Here is an 18,360-nt window from a genome sequence, read left to right on the forward strand (position 1 = left end):
ATTTATGTATTTACTCTTGTTACTATCATTATTTTGCTTTATAAATATTTATTTTAAAATTGCTGATCATTTCAACATTATCGACAAACCTAATGAAAGAAGCTCTCATACTTCCATCACCTTAAGAGGAGGAGGTATTATCTTTTTCTTTGGAGCTTTATCCTTTTTTATTTACTCAGGTTTTCAATATTCATGGTTTTTCTTAGGATTAAGCTTAATCACATTAGTTAGTTTTTTAGATGATATTTTAACACTATCGAACAAGCTGCGCCTTTCCGTTCATTTGATTGCTATGGCATTGCTCTTTTATCAATTGAATTTGTTTGAGCAACCATGGTATTGGATTGTATTGGCTTTTATTTTATTCATAGGGATAACCAATGCCTACAATTTTATGGATGGAATCAATGGTATTACAGGTGCATACAGTATTGCGGTTTTAGCTGGTCTGTGGATGCTTAACAATTACCATGTGAATTTCATTGAAAATGATTTGATCTATTGTACTTCATTAAGTGTACTTGTTTTTAACTTCTATAATTTCAGAAAGAAAGCAAAGTGCTTTGCTGGAGATGTTGGTTCTATAGCCATAGCATTTATTCTGCTGTTCATGATTGGTAAATTACTTTTAGTTCAGCCATCGATTGTCCCATTTTTATTGCTGGGTGTATATGGAGTAGATAGTGTTCTAACCATTATTCATCGTTTGTTGTTAAAAGAAAATATCTTCCAGGCGCACAGAAAACATTTGTATCAGATTTTAGCAAATGAGGCAAAAGTTCCACATTTGTGGGTCGCGATGGGCTATTCAATTGTTCAGATTGTATTAAATTTTTCTGTTTTATTCTTAATGAAAGCAAATGTTGGATTTACAATGATACTATTATCAGTTTTGTCTGTATTGTTAATCCTGACAGTCACTTATGTGATAGTTAAGCGGAGATATTTTCACCTGCACCAACTTGCATAGTGTATTAACTGAAAACCACAACAGGTTTAATTAATTTGATTAAGAATTGTGAAAAATATTAATGCAGAATTACTAAATCGTGTTTCGGAGGAAGCTATTAAAAACCCTCGCAAACGCATGAATTACAATTTTCACAAAAATAGTGAAGAATTGTTGCAACGAATGCTCAATGCATTGGAACCTGGAACTTACTTACCTCCTCATAAGCATACAGAGAAAGTGGAAATCTTTTTGCTGTTAAGAGGTAGGGTGCAGGTATTGCTTTTTGATGATGCTGGAGAAGTCTTTGAAATAAAGGAATTGGATCCAAACTCTGGAGAATATGGTGTAGAAATTCCTATAGGTGTTTGGCACACTATCTTGGTTGAAGAACCAGGTTCTGTGATTTACGAAATTAAGGAGGGACCTTATTTCCCAGGAGTAGGTGTAGAATTTGCTCCGTGGGCACCCAAGGGGGATAATGAGTTAGAAACATTAAAATACATGAAAGAACTGCATTCAAAACTATTGAAGTAATAATTTGTCCTATATGAATAACAATTATATCATTATAATGGCCGGCGGAGTAGGTTCTCGTTTCTGGCCCATGAGTACAGAAGAGAAACCTAAGCAATTTTTAGATGTTTTGGGAATAGGCAAGAGTTTATTACAACAGACTGTTGCACGCTTTAAAACTATTGCTCCTGCAGAGAACATCTTAATTGTGACATCTGCAAAATATAAGCAACTGGTAAAAGAGCAATGCCCGGAATTGTTGGAGAGCAATATTCTATTGGAGCCTTGTATGCGTAACACTGCACCATGCATTGCTTATGCAGCTTATAAAATCAAAGCTTCAAATGCTAGTGCGAATATTGTAGTAGCTCCATCTGATCATTTGATTACCAATGAATCGGAATTCACTCGAATTATCGAAAATGGATTGGAATTCACAGCCAATAATGATGCACTATTGACTTTAGGGATTCAACCTCACCGTCCGGAAACTGGCTATGGATACATACAGGCTTCGCCTTCAATTAATAATGAACAATTAATAATTATTAATAGTGAGGGTGTGCATATTGGTTCTGAAGGTCAATCTTATGAGACAATGCCAAATACAGAAAATGGTGCGCAGGCTGACTTTCCCCCTTTAGGGGGAACTGAAGGGGGTGTGAGTAGGGTTTCTGCCTTCAAAGAAAAACCAAACTTAGAAACAGCTAAAGAATACTTGGCAGCAGGTAACTATTTCTGGAATTCAGGCATCTTCTTGTGGTCATTAAAGAGTATTCTGTCAGCTTTTGAATGTTTTGTGCCAGAAGTGGCAGCCATTTTCCAAAAGGGCGAGGAGTTTTACAATACTGATAAAGAACAAGCTTTTATTGATGAAATGTTCCCTACCTGTACCAACATTTCCATTGACTATGCTGTAATGGAAAAGGCCAATAACATTTTTGTTCAACCGGCAGACTTTGGTTGGTCTGATTTGGGTACCTGGGGATCTCTTTGGGAAAAACGTGAAAGAACAGAACAAGGAAATACAGTTGTAGGAGAGAAGGTACATTTGTTTGAAGCGGACAACTGCATTGTAAACATGCCCAAAGACAAGAAGGTTGTGATTCAGGGTCTACAGGATTACATTGTTGTAGAAGACAATGATGTTTTATTGATCTGTCAAAAAGAAGAAGAGCAGCGTATAAAAGAGTTTCGTGCTTCTGTCATAAATGAATAATCTTCGGCGTACCATCCCAACAGCAGTTAGCGCTTGCGGGGCCGATTGTAAAACAAAAGCTCGAAGAAACTCTTCGGGCTTTGTATTTTGACAGAGTTCCCTCGCTTCCTCGGGATGACAACTGGTTCGAACTGCCTAGGAAACCTTCTGGTCATCCTGAGCGCAGAGAAGGATCTGTCTTTTTTCCTTTATACTTCCTCCTTAAAAACTTGGTATCGAGAACTTTCAGGATTGGGATTTGGACTTTGTGTTTTGGAGCTTAAATTGAGAGATCCCTTGACAAGCTCGGGATGACTGCAACTTTCTCCTTTCCACCATTCTACTTTTACAGACTCTTCAATATTTTTCCAGACCATTCTACTTTTCTACCTTTCTACTTTTCCAGACCCTTCCAGACTTTTTCAACTTTTCACACATTTTGATTATTCAACTGTTCGACTATAAAAACAAAAGAGGCACAAACCAATGCACCTCTTTTAATTACTCATTGTTAATTATTCATTACTAATTGAGAGTTTGCACCTCTTGTTTAATTGCTCATTACTAATTGAGAATTTGCACCTCCTTGTCAGCCCTGATTTTAGCGATAGGCACAATTACCTTTCTACCATTCGACTGTTTGACTGTTCAACTATTGGATTATTCGACTGTCTCAAGTTCAATCTCCAGCACATTGGTTTCTCCCAGACGATGAATCAGGTCCAGGCTGATGCTTTTGTAGGTAACTGCTTCCACTTTTACGGTATAAGTACCAGGCTCCAGTTTTTTGATTCGAAAACCTCCCTTTTTTCCTTTCACCTCATGATCCAAATTGATGGATTCGATAATCACGTGAGCTTGTGGTACCGGTAATTTGGTGCTTTTGTCCAGAATGGAACCTTTTACAGCCAGTGTACTGGAGTTGGGCTTCTCAATTTCCGAGGCTTCCACATAGGTATGATAGAAATCGGGTTCCGCATCCTCAAACATCGATTCCATCACCTTGTCCAACCTTTCCTGAATGATGTGCAGACCATCTGTATGAGCATCACTTAGGTCTTGTTGGGCAATTTTCTGTTTGCCAATCAAAATCTTTGGTCTTGGAGCCAAGGCTTCGTAGTTGGTAAACAGGGTTTTCAAATCATCCAAATCCTGGGTCGCAAGGCCAGTTTCACCGATTGTTTCAGCCATTTTTTCCAGGTACTGGATGCTGTATTTACTGCGGCTAATCAACTTTTCATCCGAAAGTCTATTCAAACTGCCTTCACTGCCTTTAAAATTTGGCAATTCTGCTGTGATCTCATTTTTGATACAATAGTTGTATATCAACATATTGCATTTGGAGAGATGCTTGGCCAATTGACTTTTTACATTCCGTTTGCTAAGGGTAGAGCCAGAATAATCCTGAGTGAGAATTTCCCAGGACAGTTCAAACTTGTTGAAGCTGGCAAAGAGGGCATCAAAGATGTCCTTCAGTACAGGAATGGCATCAATTTTTGCATGGTTTGCGCTATAGAAGTCCTCAAGTCTTCTTTTCATTTCGCGGTAAGTAAAAAATACTCTTTTCATTGTATCAGTAGTTTTAATGACAAGCACTGCATGGGCAGGAACATGTCAGATGAAAAATAATTGGTATGTACAAGTGGTATTTTAGACGATTACAAGTTCGTCAAGCAGGCTATCATTGGATAGTTGAGAGAGTTGGTGGTTTAAAGCAACAGTTATATAGGCTTCTGTGCTAATCCCACAATTTTTTGTATCGCAAACGTCTTGCTCTGTATCATCAACAAACATTTTTGTGTCGTCCCTACACTTTTCTGTGTCATAAACAGATCATGCTGTGTCATCCCCGTAACTTTTTGTGTCGTAAACATCTTGCTCTGTATCGTCAACATACACTCTTTGTATCATCCCCACACTTTTCTGTCTCATAAACAAAGACTGCCGTATCATCCCTACAACTTTTTGTATCCTCAACGCATTGCTCTCTATCATTGTCCAATACGCTTTGTATCATTTCAGAATCTTTCTGTATTACAAACACAGGCTTTCATGTCACTCTCGGGCACTTCTCTTGTATTAATAGCAGCATTTCAATCTCTTGCGGTAATTTTAAATATTGGATACATTAAAATTTATTTGTTCATTTAGGGAGACTTTATTTTAATCCGGTGACTTACTGTTTGTCTACAAATTTTTCCATTTATACTACTTGTATGCATGAAAAAATCAATAAGCCACCGGATACTTTTAGTTTCTTTCAATGGGTGATCTTATAGATCTGCCTCTTTCAAGCAATAAGTTTACGCTATACATCATACTTATTTATAAATTACAACAACTGCAAAGTACAATACAAGCGGAAATATATGTTCGTGAGATATATTTAGGCTCATTTAAAGAACCTTATAAATGGAATATCGGTATCCCGATTAATTTGTAGACAATATAAAGGTAAACAAAATAAATTTACACTGACAAATAAAACTTAGAGATTATTTAAAAAAAAATTTAAAATAATTTAAACCCTTGGAGTAAATTCAATGATACATAAGGCATTCCCCTTTCTCCTTTCACCTTTGACCTTGTTTCTTGGGCTTTGTGCTTTTGAGTTTAAATTGAGAGATCCCTCCACAGGCTCGGGATGACTGCCATGAGTAATTAACAATGAACATTACAGTTTTGAAATCATACGGTTCTCTACGAAACAGCTTCATTTGAGTTCATCTGTGGACAAGACTTATCAGCGAAAATCAGATCTATCATCAACATCTGCGTCTACGCCTTTGTGTTCTTTGTGAAACGCCTTCGTTTGCCTTTGTTGTTAAAATTTACAATCCGTAGCGATCCATTCGTGTTCTTTTATATTTGTGGAGAATCATTGGAAAAGAATAAAGCCCCAAAGATGAATTCCTTGAGGCTTTTATTATTGAATATTTATTTCTTTAGAAACAAAAATCCAAAACTTTAGCGGCATTTTCCTGGTCACCATTCTCTAAAAGATCCTGGGCCATTTTAATCAATTGATTGTCTGCCGCCCCATTTTTAATAGCTTCCGCTATTTCCTTTGGCAAATTTTCCATATTAAAACATTGTAATAGTAGTGTTATAACAAACAAAGCTATAAAAATAATTTGTACTGTCAAGCTGTCAAATGTGTCAACTTATATTTTTAATGGTAAAATTGGATCATTTCATTATCGAAAACGTTTGATTCGTCTATAGGTAGTCAAAATGTCGCACAGTCCAATAGTCGAATAGTCCGACCGTTGAATGGCAGGAAACACTTTCTCCTTTCTACTTGGGATTTGGGCTTTGTGTTTTGGAGTTTAAATTGAGAGATCCCTCGACTAACTCGGGATGACCACAAAATTGAAATGATAACTACTTACTGCTAACTGTTCACTATTTTCCAGACCTTTCTATAGCACAATGTTTTCAACATTCGACAGTTAAACCATTCGACCATTCGACAGTTAGACTATTTGACTGCTAGTCTATTTGAGCATTCGATCCGACAAAAAAAGAGGCACCGCCCTATGTACTTCTTGTAATTATTCATTGCTCATTATTAATTACCAATTGTCATTTCCACTTTTTGCCTCTTAATTATCAAATCTTAAAATTAATATGTTATATTTATGCTTTGATTAGGATAAGCCCCCTATAAGTTCTTATTCGTAATCAACTCAATTAATACAACTTAAACCCCTTCAAATAAAATTTGACAATGAAGAAACATCGTATTCTTATCGTTGATGACATCCCTGAAAATATAAAAGTTCTACAAGCAATTCTTTCCGATTCATCTTATGAAATTCAGTATGCACTGAATGGTAAGGATGCTTTAATGCTTTGTGTGGCAGATAGTTTTGATTTGATATTATTGGATATCATGATGCCTGAAATGGATGGATATGAAGTTTGCAAGTATCTAAAATCAAAAGATAAAACCAAGGATATTCCGATTATTTATCTTACTGCCAAAGTAGACAGCGAGGACATTGTTAAAGGATTTGAATCAGGAGGACAGGATTATGTCACCAAACCTTTCAATCCGCAAGAATTGATTGCTCGTGTGAATACTCATCTTGAATTAAAACATAAGAATGAATCCTTAAAGTTCATGAATTTGCAATTGGAAGAGCGTGTGGCAGCTCGTACTATGGAATTGCAGGAGGCGAATAATGAATTGCAAGAGGCAAACCTTCAGTTGGCAAAATTGGAGGATGCCAAGAACGATTTCCTTTCTTTAATGTCAACAGAATTGCGTGAACCATTAAATGGGATCGTGGGTTTTGCTGATATGTTGGAGTTCTCTATCAAGAACAAAACCAACTTAAAATATGTTCGATTTATCAAGCAAGCAGTCGAAAAGTTGATTGGCGTATCTGATATTGCCTTATTACTTTCTGCCTTGCGATTCGAACGTTATGAAATGAAAGTACAGGGACTTCCTGTATATGAAATTGTAAAAACGAGTTCTGATAAACTGAAAGGGCTGATTACAGAACGTAAGGTCAAATTGAAGATTGATATTCCTAAAAACTACATCATTCGTGGAGATGAGCGCTTATTGCTGGTTTGTATGGAGAAAATCATTGAGAATGCTGTTGCAAACACGCCATCGCGTTCCGAAGTGTATGTAGGAGCTGAATTGATGGGGCAAAAAATTAAGGTATTTGTAAAAGATGCAGGAACTCATTTTGCTGCAGGAGAGGTAAATTACACTTTCCGATTCTTCGATTTAGAGAAAAACGAGCGCACCGAAGAATTTAAAAGATTCTCACCAGGCTTGGTGGCCGTTAAACTGGTAATGGATTTACACAAGGCCAAAGTAGATGTTGAAAATCTGAAAGAGGGTGGGGTTTGTGTTTCATTTCTGCTTCCGGAGTATTAAAAAAAAGGTCTAAACAGTCAAAAGTCAAACTGTCGAATAATTAAATGTAAATTTTGGCAAAATCATATTAAAGAAAAGCACAATTAGGTTTATTAATTATCTAATTGTGCTTTTCTTATTATTTAAGGTATTTCATCATATTGTATATGCTTCCTGATAAAAGGCGTGATTTTGATTCTAATTCTCGACTTTGATCCAAGGACATGTAATTTAAGTCAAATGCCAAATAACTCATGCTTCGTACTTCACCGCATGAAGCTTTTGCAATATCAAGAAACCGATAAAACTCTTTATCAGAGCTTCTCTCGAATCCTTCTGCAATGTTATTCATTATGGATATTGCTGCTCGTTGCATCTGATTGGTAAAACCCTTATCTTTTATTTGATTACAGTAGTCATAAACCATTCGAACTAAAGATCTGGCATCTTTCCAGATAAGTAAATCTTCAAACTGTTTTATTGTCGCCATTCTTTAATAATTTTAACTTATTCGACTGTGTGACTGTTTAGACTGTGCGACCGTTTCGACTGTTCACGTTTAAATCTTCTTCAAAACCATCTTAGCCTTATCGGCTCTAACCACTGCTTTTTTGTAATCTCTTAAGTCATCGTATCGTTCTGCCGGTAAATTGAATTTTTTGTATTCCACTTTTCGGATGTAAGTTACCGTGTTACCATCTTGTTTGGCTTCACTATAATAATTTCCAAAATCCGATTCAATCATTACCTTTTCCGGAATACTTTCCATTTCAAAACCATCTGGTAGTGTAAATTGTATGCTGTCAGTATCATAATATTCGCGTGTGTAACAGATATCTGTTTTGCGATCTTTAATCTTTTTGGGAGCCTTATTGGTTCTGTTGATCAAATTAAGAGGAATGAATAAACGATCACCCGATTTGGAAGCATAGTTTCTAATGTCCAATTCAAGCTTTAAAACCGAACTTGGAATTCTTGTTAACTCTTTGGATACTTCATGATTGTTGATTTTAAAATCAGGAAGTTCCAGGTCACTATATATTTTCTTTTTCTGATCTTCAGGACTTAAGTGAGAAAGCCCAGCTAGGTATGAGTATTGCAAACCCCTGCATTTTTCTGTAATATTTGCCGTAGCAGTACCATCTAGATTAATAACGATTTCTCCACTTTTATTTTGGGTATTATCTTCCATTTTATATTCTGGCGTTCGAACCAAATGTCCACCATTTTCATTAATGGCAAGTACGGTTCTGTCATCGGTACTCGAACTTAAAAATCCACAAGGACTGAATTTATTGGTACATTCCAGCCAAACGGTATCTTTTTGTAATGGCACCATTAATATAATGTGGTTTCCAAAGTTTTTAACGAAAGTTGTATCAAGGTCGCGTTGTTTATTCGCTGATGTGATAATGGTATAATAGGATGGAATATCAACTATCTTAAGAAGCGATTTCATGTAATTCGATAAAGCTTTACAATCGCCATAAGATTTATCCTGAACATCTTGAGCAGGGAATGGTTGTTGGCTACCGATACCAACCTGAATACTAACATAGCGGGTTTTGTTTTGTAAATATTCATAAAGAATTTTCACCTTCTCAAATTCTGTTTTGCAATCCTTCACCATTTCTTTTACTTCGGCAATGGTGTTTTCGTCCAGAACATCTCTTCCATGATTTAACTTAGAGAACCACTTGGCCAATTCATTCCATGAACTTGTATTCCCTTCAATTTTATCGTATTGAAATTTTGTAGGAGCACAAATTAACAAGGGGCCTTGAATTGAATTAGGAGAGGAATAAGGTTCGTACTTGTATGCTTTTAGCTTGCTTGCTCTCCATGAATGCGAAGTTTGTCCTTTGATATTTGTTACTTCAGGTTCGATTACTGAGCCGTATAGTTTGTGTTTGAAACAAGTAGGATCACTTGTTACAATTTTGTATGTACTTTCTTGTACTGAACATCTGTAACCATCATAAGGATACCAACCAGCAATGCTTGTATATTCGTTTAAACTTTGATTGTATGAATACACAATGGTATATGGATAATTTTTTTGAACTGTTTCATATTGTTTTACCCTGTTATCAGAGAACATCGATTCTCCAGAAGCACTATAGTCATTAATTTCAGAGGATTTTACCTTCTCGATTAACATTCCTTCCGCATCATATAAAGCAATTTGCAGGTTGCTTAAAGGCATCGATTTCTCATAGAATGCAACAACTTCAGCAAATTCATCGCCCGATTCGTTGAGAATTGTAATGGCTTTATGGTAAGAGTATTTTAAATTATAGATCGAATTGATTTCGACAATTGTCTCATCAAATCTAATTACGGCATCTGCATTTTCTTTTAGCTCTTCCGGAATTTCACTTACAGGGAAAACGGGTGTTTTTTTTGCAGATAGTTGATTTGTACATAGAAATGTCAGGAGCAACAAATAAATGTATCGGACTTTCATAAGTATTGGTTAAGGTTTTTTAAAATATCATAAATTAACAATGAACGGCAAGCAAAGATCAATGGTCAGGTTTTATGGAGAAGAGATAAACCAAGTGACAATCTTCTTTTAAAAACAGATCACAGATAAGTGATTAACACTCCATTAATTCTTTGCCCTACGGTTCATCACTTCATTAACAATTCATTTGGAATTATTAATGGTATCTCTACATTCGTTTAAGAACCAACATTTCTGCATGCTTGGCTACAATCAGGTTGTAAAATTCTTTTAGGTTAGCATATTCATTATACAAGAATGTTCGCTTGTTAATTTTAAACCTGCTAACCACCATAATTTTATTGCCATTCTGATTTGCTGAATACATGAATTGACCTGATTTTTCAGGAAGATTGATTCTTGCAGGAGCAGGTTTACTTTCTAAAGTATATCCATCAGGCACAGTAAGCTCAAGCATAAAAGTTCTATCAATTGGATAAGTAAAATCAACAGGATACTTTCTTTCTTCCAGGGTGAAAGGGTTTTCTTCAATTTTATTCACGATAAATGGATTGAAATAGATAAGATCATTTACGTTTTCAAGTTCTTCAGTCATTTCAACTTCCATTTTTGAAATAATACTTTTTTCTACCTCCTTAAGATTACTAATTTCAACACTTTCTACATCTATTAGCTTATAAGCTTCATCCATGGTTTCGCGCAGTTCTTCTTCACTTTTATCTTGAATGGCATCTCTAAATTGTAAAGCTGTAAATCCATTTAGCGACAAATCAAGATTGCCTGAAACTACACCATCCTCATCAAGTTTTAGTTTTGCAATTGTGGCTGATTTTGAAATACTACTTGACTTGATGTCTACAAAGAATGAACCTTGGCTACTAATCAGTCTTCCTTTATCATTGATACAACGCTCAGGAAGAAGGTTGCATGGGCAATTGGCATCAGTAGCATCCAAATAAATTCTATTTTCTCCAACTTTACAACTTGCGATAACATAGTTGAACTTGGATTGACTAGGAGAGAACAGGCTCAATAAACCGTTGCTTCTTGTGCTTAGAATTACAGGATCAGCTTTAATACCCAATTTATTTAGCAGAACCACTAACATTAAATTGATATCAGCAACATTCCCTTTTTTCTCTTTAAACGCAGAGCGTAAAGTGGATGTGGTGAATTTTCCGTAGGAATCGTCCCATTTCATATTGGATTTAATGTAATTGAATGCAGCCAAAATCTTTTCTTCATCCGATTTTGTTTTATTGGTAATTTCAGCAACTACATCTTTTAAAAATCCACCTGTTTTTAACTGTAGCCCAAAATACTCACTTTCCATTAGGGTTTTATTAATCTTATCCCAGTTACCGGTTAAATCCTTGTAAATACCAGTATTGCTTTTGATTCCAGCAATTTCAAATTCAATAGCCGACATATAGTTTTTGCTGGAAGTTGTATAAGGTTCTTTTTTAAAGGCAGGTACATCTTTAATGACGAAGCGATATTGGTCAATTGAAAAATTTGTACCGTTTCTTCTGGTTCCATTCCCAAAATCATGCTCGTTAATATCAAAAACCAAATATCCCTTTGCATTTTTTTTGTAGTCAAAGTACTCAGGAACATTAACTCTAAACTCACTCCAAATGGTAGGGATACTGTGTTGAAAATACCAAGGACCGATGTTCCATGGTATATCTGAAGTTATTGAATACATGAATTCTACAACAGATCCAGGTTTAACATTCTCACAGGCTAATTTGTAGGTGTAAATATCATCAGAGGATTTCTCAAGAATTCTGTCTTTACCACTAACTTTTGTTTTTACAATCTTTCCATTTTCCAAATTGTAGGTGCACGCCTTAACTATTCCCACATTAGATCGTGTTTTATCAAATGAAAATTCAAGATCTGCATAATCAAGTCCTTCATCTTTTAATATTTTTATCCTGATAATTCTTGTGGAATTGTATTGGAAATCTCCAGTAGTGGTCATGTATGGAATTTCGCTTACTCCATAATCACATAAGTAAACAGCTACGGCAGTACTGTCTTTTTCATATGTTTGCATTTTTAGCTCATCAATACTTACTTTTCCGAATTTAATTGGAGCCTTAGCTGCAAAACCAAAATTACTAATAAAAAGAATTGTTAATCCAAGAACGATAGTTCTAAGAATCGTAAAATTTTTCATAGATAGAATAGGTTAGTTTACAATGCGGATAATATAGTAAACTAAAATTTAAGAATGAATATATATTAAGCTAAGTGATACCAGTGGCAATTAAAGTACTCTTCTAATTACAATAATATGTAGATGTATTGCTGTTTTTAATTTAAATGTTTATAGCTTAATGGCCGGCAGAACTGAATAGATACATCTATTTCAATATTTATTTGGTATACTGAAATTACTAGATGTTACTGACTCTTCGTAAATGTCAAATTTCTGATAATTATTGAAACTTTTATTTGCAATTATTACAATGCGACAGAAAGTATTTCTTTAGATTCTTTTCTTTAAGAAATTGAAGTACCTTTTTGCCATAATTTGTGAAGTAGCAATGATTTTTTAAGAACTCAAGATTTTTATCGCACCAATATTGTTTCGGAATTTCGGTTGAGGTAACCGTTTCTAGTTCCTTGCGCAAAGAAAAACTTCTGGATTCATAATCATCTAAGCTGAGATGATACATGTCTGCATCACAAAGAATTTTTTCAAGCTCATTTTTGGGTTTAGGAGGATAGTGTGTAGCTAAAATACAATTGATAACCTTGTTTATCTTGGAAGCAGGATAATTCATTTTGCTCAAAAACTCTTCTGCAATTTTAGTTCCGGCTTTTTCGTGCCCAAAGTAAGTAACAGCATGCCCAGCATCATGAAACCACGCAGCAATAATTACGATTTCGGTATCACTTGTTGAAAGGCCAGAATTTTCTGTTATTAAATTACACGCTTCTACAACCTCCTTGGTATGTTTTAAGTTGTGATAGCATAGATTTTTAGGCAAGCCACATAACAATTCTGTGACAAACTCTTCAACTTTTAATATGTAGTTTTTACTGTCGTACATTTATTGCTTAATTCTGTAGCTAAATAAGTTATGAATTGGCAAACAAAAAAATGTTTTCTATTAAAAGATGTTATTCTTTGTTAATTCGAAAAAATGCCGTTCTATTTGTTAAAACGGCATTTCCTGGCTTTTGTTTTATAAATCTTGAACTATTTCGTTTAAGAATCTGTTTAGCGGATACAATGCTTTAAAGGCATTATCAATTTCTTTTACAAATTGATCTGAATTGACCGTTTGATCATCAATCATCTTAGAAACAGCATAGTGCTTGTAATTAAGTAAATCTATATGTTCAAAGTCTTTTGGAAATCCTCTTGGAGCTGTTTTTAGTTTTTCTCCGTACAATTCTGGAAAGTGTTTTTTAAACTCTACATTCTCAATGATTCCCTTAAATTCTTCAGGATGATGAAAAATTTCATTTCGTATGGCTTTTAAAACATTTGAGGCTGGCATATAGCATCCTCCTCCCAGGAAACATTGCTCAGGTTCGATGTGTATATAATAGCCTCCATATCGACTTTTTCTGCCATTTTTAGCCAGGAAAGCTCCAAAATTGGTTTTGTAAGGCTTTTTGTCCTCCGAAAAGCGAACATCTCTGAATATTCTAAACAAACAGTCTTTTGCGTTTAAACCAGAAACACTAGGATCAAAAGTTTTGATTTGTTCTATGCTTAATTCAACAAAAAGTTGAAAATCCTTTTTTGCGGTTTCATACAGTTTTTTGTTGGCATGAAACCATTCTCTGTTGTTATTCTCTCTAAGTTCCAATAGAAAATCAAATACCGACCTGTTAAGCATTTTTAATACGATTTAGAATGTAATTACTTTATAATCTTTTTGTAGGTATTGAGTTAAAGGTTTTCCCATGTATTTTACCTCTATACCAATTTTCGAGAGTTTGTCAGAAACTTTATACATATCAGCACAAGCTTTGCAAGCATATACATTTATTCCTGCTTCTTTCATTTTCTTAATGTAATCCTGTAAATCCTTGTCTTCACTAAGAAGTTTTGAAGATGGTCCCCAAATTATAAAATTTATTTCGTCCCACCATTCAAATTTTGCTGCATTATATGCATACATGAAAACCATTTTTTCAGCGACTTCTTTATCAGCGCTTGTCCAAACAATTGCTAGTTTATTGTCTTGATTCATTTTAATGTTTGAGGATTGAGAAAGATTATTTTTTGCACTACAATTTACTATTGAATTTGCACTGAAAAAACTAGTAAGACGAAAACTAATAAAACCTTATTCATGGATGATTAAATTTATTTAATAAATCAAAAAAAACTGTTCAAATAAAAAAAAGTATTCTTTAAAAATTTGCTGATTAATTAAATAGGAAAATAGGCATTATATGGATTAAATAAAAATACTTATCAAAAAAGTATAACTTATTTATGAGACTTTCCGTTAAAAAAGTGAATAATAAGTAATTTTAATATAAAAATTGAATGTGGAAGTTAGTTCGGGTATTGGTTTTTCTCATTTTAATTATTCCAGTAATTTCATGGCTTGCATGGAAATTGGAAAAAAAGAGACCCATAAATTTACTTGTAATTGATAAAACAACTCCAGAGAAGAATTTCTCGGAGCATTTGTCTTTTTTCTGGGTGGCTAACCAAAGTAAATGGGTTAAACCTACCGGAGAAGAGTATGACTATTCTAAAGATTTTCTAGGCTTTCATCCAGGTGAAAATGGCCAGTACGTAATAAAGGATTTAAAAGTATTCGGCAAGGGAAGTAGTGCACATTTAGCCGATTCATTGGATGTTGTATTTTTCGCAGATACTTACGGTATTTACAATTCCAATTGGAAAGATCATCCAGATTATGGAAAAGATACGATCTCACTTTTTTACGGTGGGCTGCAGGCTGAAGAATTTAATCTGCTTCGGGAATTAAAAAGAAAGGGTAAAACCATAATAGCTGAATTTAATTTCTTTGCTTCTCCAACATCCCCGATAATTCGAAAGCAAACCGAACAGCTTTTAGGTGTAAATTGGAGTGGGTGGATTGGTAAATATTATCACTCTTTGGATACATTAATTAATCCGGAAATTCCTCAATGGCTTCCAGAATTATACCGTAAAAATTACAATTCAGAATATCAGTTCCGAAAAGGAGGAATTGTTTTGGTAAATAACAGGGAACAGATTATTATTTTGGAACAGGATGTACACCTGAATGAAGGATTACCAATTCTAAAATCTTCATTAAGTACTCAATTGGAGTATAATGTGCCAGAGGAAGTTTACTATCCGTTTTGGTTCGATATCAATGAAGCAGATACACGAAACCATGTACTGGCAAATTTTGAGATTGATGTGAATGAAAAGGGGAAACGACTGTTGGATTCTTTGAATGTACCCAATAAGTTTCCTGCCATTATTGAACATGATAAGGATTACAAATTCCTTTATTTTGCCTGCGATTTCTCAGATAATAATATGGGGATATACTCTTCTTATTTTCGTGGAATTGAAAACATTAGTAGTGCTTTTTATAGTCCTGATCAGATTAAAGATAGAAAAATGTTTTTTTGGAATTATTATCGACCATTTATGTTGACGGTAATGGATAGTATTAGCGCAAAACAGGAACGCAAAACGAAATATTTGGATTAAAATTCTGAAAGAAAATAACTGAATAAATTAAATATGATTAAACTTTTATCTCTCTCATTAGTAATTTCTTTTGCATTGTTGTGTTCAATGAATTTGAACGCTCAGGAAATTGATACGCTTAAGACAAAGGGTTTTTCTGATGAATTTAAGGAAGCGCAAGGACTTGCATTTAATGGCAATCGAGAAGAGGCTCGAAAACTTTGTTATAGGATACTTAAAGGCAAGCCAAATTTTCATGATGCTAGGATTTTAATAGGAAGAACTTTTGCATGGGATAAAAGATATGATGAGGCAAGAAAAGAATTGCAGGATGTTTTAGATAAAGATTACGATAATAAAGATGCAATATCTGCATTAATTGATTTGGAGAAGTGGTCTGGAGATCTGTCAAAGGCATTGTTTTACTGTGAATACGGGCAGTCTTTTTATCCAAGGGAGGAAGATTTCTTAATTAAGAAAATAAAGATTCAACAAGAAAAGGGCTTGGATGCTAAATCTTTACAAACCATAAATGAGCTGTTAGAAATTAACCCTGGAAATGCTGAAGGGATCAAACTTTTTAAAGCTTATAAATCAGCAACAAGAAAATACTCATTAATCATTCAACATGATTTCGAACATTTCGAGGAGCCATATGTTCGAAGATGGCATGTGAGTTCATTTCAAGTTTCAAGAAGAAATTCATGGGGAAGTTTGATAGGAAAAGTAAATATTGGCGATTTGGTGAAAGAGGGAGAAGCATTGTGGTCAAAGGAAATTTCGAAACAGTTTGAAATTGATGCCTATCCACGTATTTCAGCGAGCAATTATATGTACTTGAATTATGGATACTCTCCGGATAATTTATTCCCAGAACATAGAGCAGGTGCCGAGTTTTATCAGAAATTACCTGCAAAGTTTGAAGTATCTGCGGGCATGCGTTTTTTGAGATTCAAAGGCAGTTCCAGTCATAAAAATGTATACATCTACACAGGCTCGCTTGGAAAGTACTACAGAAATTATTGGTTCTCATTACGAGGGTATTTTACTCCCAAGAATAGTGATGTATCAAGGTCAGTATTATTTATCACCAGAAGATATTTGCGAGATGCAAAACAATATATCGGATTGGAGTTGGGAACAGGAACCTCTCCGGATGATGCAAGAGGAAATGTATCAAATTTTGATACATATAAATATGATAGTTGGAAAATTCGATTCGCATATCAAGATCAGTTAATTGATAAAAGGTTAACCTATTTGTTACGCGCTGGTTATGAAAGAGAAGAATATTTGGTAAATGAGAAACGTCGAATTCTTGCTGTCTCAGTTAAATTGTCATATCAATTGTAAATGCAAATGATGAAGTCTGTACTCCTATTGTTGTGTTTTTTTATTGTGAGTTCTGATTTGTTTGGTTCAAATAATCAGGATGATGATAAGAGTATGGCTGGAAGTGAAATATTTGACAGCGAGAAAATTCATGAGATAAGAATTAATTTTTTACAATGTTCTGCATGGGATTCATTGGTAAATCATAAAGAAATACGCGACTCTTTAAATATAAGTAAATATTTACAAGGGAATGTTGAGGTAAATGGTAAGAAGTTTTATGCCTGTGGCGTAAGAATAAAAGGTGAGTCGTCATATGATTATTATCCAGGTAGAAAGAAGTCTTTGAAAATAAATTTTGGCAAGTACATTAAAAAGCAAAAGTTAAATGGTTTAAAAACCATTAATCTCAATAATGCTTTCAAGGATCCCACTTTTATGAGAGAAAAATTATACCTCGATTTTATGAGATCAGAGGGATTGCCTGTGCCAAGATCGACTTATGCAAATGTATATGTAAATGGTGAATTGTTTGGTTTATATGTGCTGGTTGAGGAAATCAATAAAGGCTTTGTAAAAAGAAATTTTGGGAATAATTCTGGTGCATTCTTTAAGGGAGAACCCAAGGCAAGTTTGCTTTATTTAGGCGATAATCAGTTGGATTATGAACGATCGTATAAGATAAAATCAAAGGATAGAAAAGACTATCAGGAATTAATGGATTTTATAAAAACGCTTTATGGCTGTGTTAAATTGGATCAGGAATCTTTAAAACATCTTGATGAGGTTTTTGATGTATATGAGTGCTTAAAAATATTTGCAATCACTAGTTTGTTTATGAATACTGATGCCTTGAATTTGTTGAATATTCATAATTACTATTTGTACAAAAATACTTTTAATCATCAATTTAAATGGATTCCTCATGATGGCAATTATGCATTTTGTGCGTTTAGTTCAAAGTTTACCATGCATCAGGCGGAAAATTTAAGTGTTTATTTTATGGATAGCAGCTATGAAAATAGCTTGATGAAAACTGTTTTTGGAATAAAAAAGTACCGTGAGTTCTATACAAACTACATAAAGGAGTTAATGAATGAAAAGCTTACGATAGACCATTTAGAACATGAAATTGATGGGCTTGCCATCAGGCTTAGAAAACATGTTTATCAGGATACAATGAAAATGTATAGCAATTCAGAGTTCGAAAAGAATTTAACAACACATTTGGGTGATGAGTTAGATCCTGGTGCATTTATCCCGGGATTAAAGACTTTTGCAAAGAAGAGAGTGCAGGCAGTAAAAAGAGAGCTAAATATTAAAGAAAAGAACAGAAATTAGAGTG

At 34.4% G+C, this 18,360-nt stretch carries 15 protein-coding genes; 7 read left to right on the plus strand and 8 right to left on the minus strand.

The annotated features are described in order from the left end of the window. Nucleotides 1–4 precede the first annotated feature (4 nt). Genes ACKPCA_RS02945 through ACKPCA_RS02955 form a run of 3 tightly spaced genes read left to right on the plus strand, consistent with a single transcriptional unit; the run spans nt 5 to nt 2,684 of the window. On the plus strand, nt 5–970 hold the full coding sequence (locus tag ACKPCA_RS02945) for an MraY family glycosyltransferase (RefSeq protein ID WP_321281292.1): 966 nt from the start codon (nt 5–7) through the stop codon (nt 968–970). 48 nt (nt 971–1,018) lie between these two features. After that, entirely contained in the window at nt 1,019–1,486 is a 468-nt protein-coding gene (locus ACKPCA_RS02950; RefSeq protein WP_321281293.1) for a WbuC family cupin fold metalloprotein, read from the plus strand. A gap of 13 nt (nt 1,487–1,499) precedes the next feature. Continuing rightward, nucleotides 1,500–2,684, plus strand: a complete 1,185-nt coding sequence (locus ACKPCA_RS02955; protein WP_321281295.1) for a mannose-1-phosphate guanylyltransferase — start codon at nt 1,500–1,502, stop codon at nt 2,682–2,684. 639 nt (nt 2,685–3,323) lie between these two features. Here the strand turns inward: ACKPCA_RS02955 and ACKPCA_RS02960 are convergent. Together ACKPCA_RS02960 and ACKPCA_RS02965 are read right to left on the minus strand one after the other, a co-directional pair. Continuing rightward, nucleotides 3,324–4,232: a carboxypeptidase regulatory-like domain-containing protein gene (locus tag ACKPCA_RS02960; RefSeq protein ID WP_321281296.1), complete on the minus strand. Its 909-nt coding sequence runs from the start codon at nt 4,230–4,232 to the stop codon at nt 3,324–3,326. A 1,376-nt stretch (nt 4,233–5,608) separates the two neighbouring features. Next, nucleotides 5,609–5,746 carry a hypothetical protein gene (locus ACKPCA_RS02965; protein WP_157471414.1) on the minus strand — a complete coding sequence of 46 codons (138 nt, stop codon included), beginning with the start codon at nt 5,744–5,746 and terminating at the stop codon, nt 5,609–5,611. Between the two features lie 647 nt (nt 5,747–6,393). On the opposite strand from ACKPCA_RS02965, the gene ACKPCA_RS02970 reads away from it, so the two are divergent. Further along, complete coding sequence (locus tag ACKPCA_RS02970; RefSeq protein WP_321281297.1) at nt 6,394–7,563, plus strand: hybrid sensor histidine kinase/response regulator; 1,170 nt, start codon at nt 6,394–6,396, stop codon at nt 7,561–7,563. Between the two features lie 118 nt (nt 7,564–7,681). Here ACKPCA_RS02970 and ACKPCA_RS02975 read toward each other — a convergent pair whose 3' ends face one another. From ACKPCA_RS02975 to ACKPCA_RS03000, 6 genes are all read right to left on the minus strand, one after another. Beyond that, on the minus strand, nt 7,682–8,032 hold the full coding sequence (locus ACKPCA_RS02975) for a four helix bundle protein (RefSeq protein WP_321281299.1): 351 nt from the start codon (nt 8,030–8,032) through the stop codon (nt 7,682–7,684). Between the two features lie 69 nt (nt 8,033–8,101). Continuing rightward, nucleotides 8,102–10,009, minus strand: coding sequence for a DUF3857 domain-containing protein (locus tag ACKPCA_RS02980; RefSeq protein WP_321281301.1), 1,908 nt, complete (start codon nt 10,007–10,009; stop codon nt 8,102–8,104). Nucleotides 10,010–10,217: 208 nt separating this feature from the next. Next, nucleotides 10,218–12,194: a DUF3857 domain-containing protein gene (locus ACKPCA_RS02985; protein ID WP_321281303.1), complete on the minus strand. Its 1,977-nt coding sequence runs from the start codon at nt 12,192–12,194 to the stop codon at nt 10,218–10,220. Between the two features lie 274 nt (nt 12,195–12,468). Further along, the gene (locus ACKPCA_RS02990; RefSeq protein WP_321281304.1) at nt 12,469–13,074 is read right to left on the minus strand and encodes an HD domain-containing protein; all 606 of its coding nucleotides are present in this window, start codon (nt 13,072–13,074) and stop codon (nt 12,469–12,471) included. A gap of 135 nt (nt 13,075–13,209) precedes the next feature. After that, nucleotides 13,210–13,872 (minus strand): DUF2461 domain-containing protein, encoded by a 663-nt coding sequence (locus ACKPCA_RS02995; RefSeq protein WP_321281306.1) that lies wholly within the window; start codon nt 13,870–13,872, stop codon nt 13,210–13,212. Between the two features lie 12 nt (nt 13,873–13,884). Beyond that, a complete protein-coding gene (locus tag ACKPCA_RS03000; protein WP_321281307.1) occupies nt 13,885–14,229 on the minus strand; it encodes a DsrE family protein in 345 nt (114 codons plus the stop codon). A gap of 302 nt (nt 14,230–14,531) precedes the next feature. Between ACKPCA_RS03000 and ACKPCA_RS03005 the strand changes: the two genes are divergently transcribed. From ACKPCA_RS03005 to ACKPCA_RS03015, 3 genes are read left to right on the plus strand one after another with little or no spacing between them, the layout of a single operon-like run. After that, nucleotides 14,532–15,704 carry a hypothetical protein gene (locus tag ACKPCA_RS03005; RefSeq protein ID WP_321281308.1) on the plus strand — a complete coding sequence of 391 codons (1,173 nt, stop codon included), beginning with the start codon at nt 14,532–14,534 and terminating at the stop codon, nt 15,702–15,704. A 33-nt stretch (nt 15,705–15,737) separates the two neighbouring features. Continuing rightward, nucleotides 15,738–17,036 carry a YaiO family outer membrane beta-barrel protein gene (locus ACKPCA_RS03010; RefSeq protein ID WP_321281309.1) on the plus strand — a complete coding sequence of 433 codons (1,299 nt, stop codon included), beginning with the start codon at nt 15,738–15,740 and terminating at the stop codon, nt 17,034–17,036. Nucleotides 17,037–17,042: 6 nt separating this feature from the next. Further along, nucleotides 17,043–18,356 (plus strand): CotH kinase family protein, encoded by a 1,314-nt coding sequence (locus tag ACKPCA_RS03015; protein ID WP_321281311.1) that lies wholly within the window; start codon nt 17,043–17,045, stop codon nt 18,354–18,356. Nucleotides 18,357–18,360 lie beyond the last annotated feature (4 nt).

Origin of the sequence: Marinifilum fragile (assembly GCF_963677365.1) — a bacterium.
Classification (GTDB): Bacteria; Bacteroidota; Bacteroidia; order Bacteroidales; family Marinifilaceae; genus Marinifilum; species Marinifilum fragile.

Bases quoted from the DNA above. Each gene is read 5' to 3' on its own strand.
- ACKPCA_RS02945 (WP_321281292.1), top strand. From the start codon at position 5: ATGTATTTACTCTTGTTACTATCATTATTTTGCTTTATAAATATTTAT.
- ACKPCA_RS02955 (WP_321281295.1), top strand. From the start codon at position 1,500: ATGAATAACAATTATATCATTATAATGGCCGGCGGAGTAGGTTCTCGT.
- ACKPCA_RS02960 (WP_321281296.1), bottom strand. From the start codon at position 4,232: ATGAAAAGAGTATTTTTTACTTACCGCGAAATGAAAAGAAGACTTGAG.
- ACKPCA_RS02965 (WP_157471414.1), bottom strand. From the start codon at position 5,746: ATGGAAAATTTGCCAAAGGAAATAGCGGAAGCTATTAAAAATGGGGCG.
- ACKPCA_RS02970 (WP_321281297.1), top strand. From the start codon at position 6,394: ATGAAGAAACATCGTATTCTTATCGTTGATGACATCCCTGAAAATATA.
- ACKPCA_RS02975 (WP_321281299.1), bottom strand. From the start codon at position 8,032: ATGGCGACAATAAAACAGTTTGAAGATTTACTTATCTGGAAAGATGCC.
- ACKPCA_RS02980 (WP_321281301.1), bottom strand. From the start codon at position 10,009: ATGAAAGTCCGATACATTTATTTGTTGCTCCTGACATTTCTATGTACA.
- ACKPCA_RS02985 (WP_321281303.1), bottom strand. From the start codon at position 12,194: ATGAAAAATTTTACGATTCTTAGAACTATCGTTCTTGGATTAACAATT.
- ACKPCA_RS02990 (WP_321281304.1), bottom strand. From the start codon at position 13,074: ATGTACGACAGTAAAAACTACATATTAAAAGTTGAAGAGTTTGTCACA.
- ACKPCA_RS02995 (WP_321281306.1), bottom strand. From the start codon at position 13,872: ATGCTTAACAGGTCGGTATTTGATTTTCTATTGGAACTTAGAGAGAAT.
- ACKPCA_RS03000 (WP_321281307.1), bottom strand. From the start codon at position 14,229: ATGAATCAAGACAATAAACTAGCAATTGTTTGGACAAGCGCTGATAAA.
- ACKPCA_RS03005 (WP_321281308.1), top strand. From the start codon at position 14,532: ATGTGGAAGTTAGTTCGGGTATTGGTTTTTCTCATTTTAATTATTCCA.
- ACKPCA_RS03010 (WP_321281309.1), top strand. From the start codon at position 15,738: ATGATTAAACTTTTATCTCTCTCATTAGTAATTTCTTTTGCATTGTTG.
- ACKPCA_RS03015 (WP_321281311.1), top strand. From the start codon at position 17,043: ATGATGAAGTCTGTACTCCTATTGTTGTGTTTTTTTATTGTGAGTTCT.